Origin of the sequence: Pseudomonas sp. A-R-19 (assembly GCF_019956575.1) — a bacterium.
GTDB lineage: Bacteria > Pseudomonadota > Gammaproteobacteria > Pseudomonadales > Pseudomonadaceae > Aquipseudomonas.
In genome coordinates this window covers 1-1,325 of record NZ_JAHBDR010000027.1, presented here as the reverse complement: position 1 = coordinate 1,325, position 1,325 = coordinate 1, and the positions used below count along the sequence as shown (strand labels likewise).

Genomic DNA, 1,325 nt, shown 5'->3' with positions numbered 1-1,325 from the left:
GTGAAGGGATCAACCACATAGGTAACAGAAGAGTTCAGTCACATAGGTAACACCAGGTCACTTACTTCTGATCACCTTTAACGTCACATAATCTTCCTTTGCATCCTTTTCATCGATGCGACCTAACACCACCGGCCCAAAAACAATGTCCCAAATGCCTTGGCCTATGCTCTCCAGCCCGACCACTTCATGCTTGAGCACATAACCCACGTAGATTCTGAGCCGCCCTTTATAAACCACACCATTTGAGTCCACCCGGTAGGCTTCAACATGACTCGGGTATCTCATTTCCGGCAGCTTTTCCGGATAAGGGCGTGAGGAACTGGTATAGCAAGAGCCTGGAGTTTTCTGCCCGAGCGCCTCATGCACACGCTCATAATTGTAGTGCTGCATGAACAGATCGAAATGCTTCTGCTGCGCTCCCCACTCGATCTCCGGCGGCCTTGGTAGCGTACTTTTAAGTGTGCGATGCATGCGCTCATGCCGTCCATTTTGCTCTGGTCGACCCGGCTGAATCCTTTCGTGAATGATACCTAGACGAGCCCACCAGATGGACAGCTGCGATAACCCGGCACGTCCGCTGCTGGCAAAAGGAACACCGTTGTCTGTACGGATCCGCTCAGGCATTCCGTAAGTCCCGAACAGCCGTTCGAAGGTTGCCTTGGCATCCTTGAACGTCGTGCTGGGCATGCTTTCACACGCCAGTAGAAAGCGACTGGCGTGATCCATCACCGTCAGGGGGTAACACCAGGCGCCGTCTCCCGTCAGGTATTGGCCTTTGTAATCGGCGCTCCAGAGTTGGTTAGGGAGATCGGCCTTCTGAAGCGGTTTGGGATAGATTGCAACACGCTGCCGTAACCGCCGCGGCGTCACCAGCCCCGCCTTTTTCAGCACGTTGTAAATGGTGGTTTTGGACGGTGGAGGCTGGTCGGGAAACTTCTCACTCAGAGCTGTCTGAATCTTCTTCGGGCCCGGCGTGGTTTGTCCTTGAGCGCGCAGCTCAAGAATGGCCTCCTTGACCGCAAACGGCACGGCCTGAGCCTGGGAGTGACGCTTGCGACTGCACTCGACCAAGCCATTGATGCTGTCCGCGTTGTAGCGGGCCACCCACTTGTAACCAGTCTTGCGACTGATGCTGTGAGCCGCACAGAGTTGGCTGAAATTGAGTCGACCAGACAGATAGTCGGCAATGAACATCACTTTCAGGTCCATAGGTTTCAGCTCTCGCCACGGCATGGTCAGATCCTCGGAATCGACCAGTGCCAGTTAAAGACTGTTACCTATGTGCTTGAACTGTTTTGTTACCTATGTGGGTGAGTCATACC

1 protein-coding gene is annotated in these 1,325 nt (G+C 54.0%); it reads right to left on the bottom strand.

The window, feature by feature from the left end; genetic code table 11:
* Positions 1-57: 57 nt before the first annotated feature.
* Positions 58-1,236: an integrase core domain-containing protein gene (locus tag KGA88_RS01895; protein ID WP_110663129.1), complete on the bottom strand. Its 1,179-nt coding sequence runs from the start codon at positions 1,234-1,236 to the stop codon at positions 58-60.
* Between the last annotated feature and the right edge of the window lie 89 nt (positions 1,237-1,325).

What these genes read in the sequence shown, in the direction of transcription:
- KGA88_RS01895 (WP_110663129.1), bottom strand. Translation starts at nt 1,236, where the DNA reads ATGCCGTGGCGAGAGCTGAAACCTATGGACCTGAAAGTGATGTTCATT.